4 protein-coding genes are annotated in these 3,238 nt (G+C 64.5%); all 4 read right to left on the reverse strand.

The window, feature by feature from the left end:
• A partial coding sequence (locus tag DIE04_RS29395) for an ABC transporter ATP-binding protein (protein ID WP_148091657.1) occupies positions 1 to 596 on the reverse strand: 596 nt, incomplete at its 3' end.
• On the reverse strand, positions 596 to 1,372 hold the full coding sequence (locus tag DIE04_RS29400; RefSeq protein WP_044845603.1) for an ABC transporter ATP-binding protein: 777 nt from the start codon (positions 1,370 to 1,372) through the stop codon (positions 596 to 598). The genes DIE04_RS29400 and DIE04_RS29395, both read right to left, overlap by 1 nt.
• 23 nt (positions 1,373 to 1,395) lie before the next feature.
• Entirely contained in the window at positions 1,396 to 2,565 is a 1,170-nt protein-coding gene (locus DIE04_RS29405; RefSeq protein WP_044845602.1) for an ABC transporter permease subunit, read from the reverse strand.
• 19 nt (positions 2,566 to 2,584) lie between these two features.
• A partial coding sequence (locus tag DIE04_RS29410; protein WP_148091658.1) for a branched-chain amino acid ABC transporter permease occupies positions 2,585 to 3,238 on the reverse strand: 654 nt, incomplete at its 5' end.

A 3,238-nucleotide genomic window follows, 5' to 3' on the forward strand; every position in this document is an offset into this window, starting at 1 on the left:
CGCGCGTTCTGCTCGACCAGCAGCACCGTGATGCCCTCCTTCGAGATCTCGCGCACCACTTCGAAGATCTTCTCGACCATGATCGGCGACAGGCCCATCGACGGCTCGTCGAGCAGCAGCAGCTTCGGCTTCGACAGGATCGCGCGCGACATCGCCAGCATCTGCTGCTCGCCGCCCGACAGCGTACCCGCGAGCTGCGTTGCACGCTCCTTCAGCCGCGGGAAGAAGCCGAACATCCGGTCGACGTCCTGCTTGATCTGCTCCTTGTCGTTGCGCAGGTATGCGCCCATCTGCATGTTCTCGATGATCGACATCCGCGCGAAGATCCCGCGACCTTCCGGCACCATCGCGAGGCCGCGCTTGAGCAGCTCGTGCGACGGCACGCCCTTGATCGACTTGCCGTCGTACTCGATGTCGCCCGCCGAATACGGCTTGAGACCCGTGATCGCCTTCATCGTCGTGGTCTTGCCCGCGCCGTTCGCGCCGATCAGCGTCACCAGCTCGCCCTGGCGGACTTCCATGTCAACGCCCTTGACGGCCTGGATGCCGCCGTAGTTGACCTGCAAGCCCTTGATTTTCAACATTGCCGCTGCCATCAGTGCACCCCTGCGCCGAGATATGCCTCAATCACCTTCGGATTCTTCTGCACGTCCTGCGGCAGACCCTCGGCGATCACCTTGCCGTAATCGAGCACCGTCATCCGGTTGCACAATCCCATCACGAGCTTCACGTCGTGCTCGATCAACAGGATCGTACGGCCGTCGGAGCGGATCTTGTCGAGCAGGCGCGTGAGTTCGACCTTCTCGGTCGCGTTCATCCCGGCCGCCGGCTCGTCGAGCGCGAGCAGCTTCGGGTCGGTCGCCAATGCGCGTGCAATCTCGAGACGGCGCTGGTGGCCGTACGACAGGTTGCGCGACGTGTAGTCCGCGTACTGCAGCACGCCGACGTACTCGAGCAGCTCGATCGCGCGTTCCTTGATCTCGCGCTCTTCCTGGCGCTCGGCCGGCGTCTGGAACACCGCGCCCAGCAGCCCGTGCTTGGTCCGCACGTGGCGGCCCACCATCACGTTCTCCAGCGCCGTCATCCCGCCGAACAGGCGGATGTTCTGGAACGTGCGCGCGATGCCCGTCTTCGCGACCTGGTGCACCGCGGTCGGCTTGTATTCCGTGCCGTCGAGCTTGAACTCGCCGGAGTCCGGCGTGTAGAGGCCCGTGATCACGTTGAAGAACGTGGTCTTGCCGGCGCCGTTCGGGCCGATCAGGCCGTAGATCTCGCCTTCCTTGATCTGCAGGCCGACGTCGGACAGTGCCTGCAGCCCGCCGAAGCGTTTGTTCACGCCCGAGACGGACAGTCGGATTTGCTTGTCGCTCATGTGTGTATCCCCTTGTCCGTTGGTTAAGCGCGCACCGGCTTCTTGCTGTTGCGCTTCGCCAGTTTCGCGATCTTGTCCTCATGCTTCGGCGCCGGCCACAGGCCTTCCGAGCGATACAGCATGATGATCACCATCGCGAGGCCGTACAGCGCCTGACGGATCACTTCGGTGTCGACGATGTCGTGACCGAAGATCGCGTGCTGCAGCGGGCTCATCGTCGAACGCAGGAATTCCGGGAAGATCGCGAGCAGCACCGCGCCGAGGATCACGCCCGGGATGTGGCCCATGCCGCCGAGCACCACGCACGCCAGCACGACGATCGATTCCCAGAACGTGAACGACTCGGGCGACACGAAGCCCTGGAACGCACCGAACATCGCACCCGACAGGCCGCCGAACGACGCGCCCATCGCGAACGCGAGCAGCTTCACGTTACGGGTGTTGATGCCCATCGCCTTCGCGGCGATTTCGTCTTCGCGGATCGCGGCCCATGCGCGGCCGATACGCGAGTGCTGCAGGCGCGTACAGACCCAGATCACCAGCAGCGCGCAGAGCACGAACAGGTAGTAGTACATGTAGACCGACGGCAGCTGGAAGCCGAAGATCGAGTGCGTCTGCGACAGGTTGAAGCCGCCGACGTGCACCGGATCGATGCCCGTGATCCCCTTCGGGCCGTTGGTGATGTTCACCGGACGGTCGAGGTTGTTCATGAAGATCCGGACGATTTCACCGAAGCCGAGCGTCACGATCGCCAGGTAGTCGCCGCGCAGGCGCAGCGTCGGCGCGCCGAGCAGGATGCCGAAGGTCGCCGCCAGCGCCATCGCGATCGGCACGATGATCAGGAACGGGATGTGCAGGCCGTTCGGCGCGAGCGCCGCGATCCACTCGAACTGCGAGGTCAGGTGCGGCGAGCTCAGCAGTGCCGCCGTGTACGCGCCCACCGCGTAGAACGCGATGTAGCCGAGGTCGAGCAGGCCGGCGAAGCCGACCACCACGTTCAGGCCCAGCGCGAGCATCACGTACAGCATCGCGAAGTCGAGCACGCGGACCCAGTAGTTGCCGCCTGCCGAGCCGATGATGATCGGCGCCGCGATCACGAAGGCCGCGGTCAGGATGCCGATGACGACGGTCTTGGCGGTGTTGCGTTCTTCGACGAGCGACGTCGAGGATTCGATCGGTTGAATGGATGTCATGTTGTTTGCTCCCCTTCCGTTACGCGCGGTCCGCGACACGTTCGCCCAGCAGGCCCGACGGACGGAACACCAGCACGATGATCAGCACGATGAATGCGAACACATCCTGGTAGTTACTGCCGAACACGCCACCCGTGAGGTTGCCGATGTAGCCCGCGCCGAGCTGCTCGATCAGGCCGAGCACCACGCCGCCGACCATCGCGCCGCCGAGGTTGCCGATCCCGCCGAGCACCGCCGCGGTGAACGCCTTCATGCCGGGGATGAAGCCCATGTAGAAGTGCACGTTGCCGTATTCGGACGCGATCATCACGCCGGCCAGCGCGGCGAGTGCGGAGCCGATCATGAACGTCGCCGAGATCACGAAGTTCGGGTTCACGCCCATCAGGCTCGCGGTGTTCGGGCTTTCGGCGATCGCGCGCATCGCGCGGCCGAGCTTGGTCTTGTGCACGAGCAGCAAGAGGCCTGCCATCACGATGAACGCCACCGCGATGATCACGATTTCGGTGACCGAGATCACGGCGCCGGGCGTCGTGTCGGTCGCCTTGATCACGTTGATCGGATCGGTCGGCAGCAATTGCGGGAACGGCAGCGGGTTGCGCGACCAGATGATCATCGCGGCCGTCTGCAGCAGGATCGACACGCCGATCGCGGTGATCAGCGGCGCGAGACGCGG

Origin of the sequence: Burkholderia sp. Bp8994 (assembly GCF_003853805.1) — a bacterium.
Classification (GTDB): domain Bacteria; phylum Pseudomonadota; class Gammaproteobacteria; order Burkholderiales; family Burkholderiaceae; genus Burkholderia.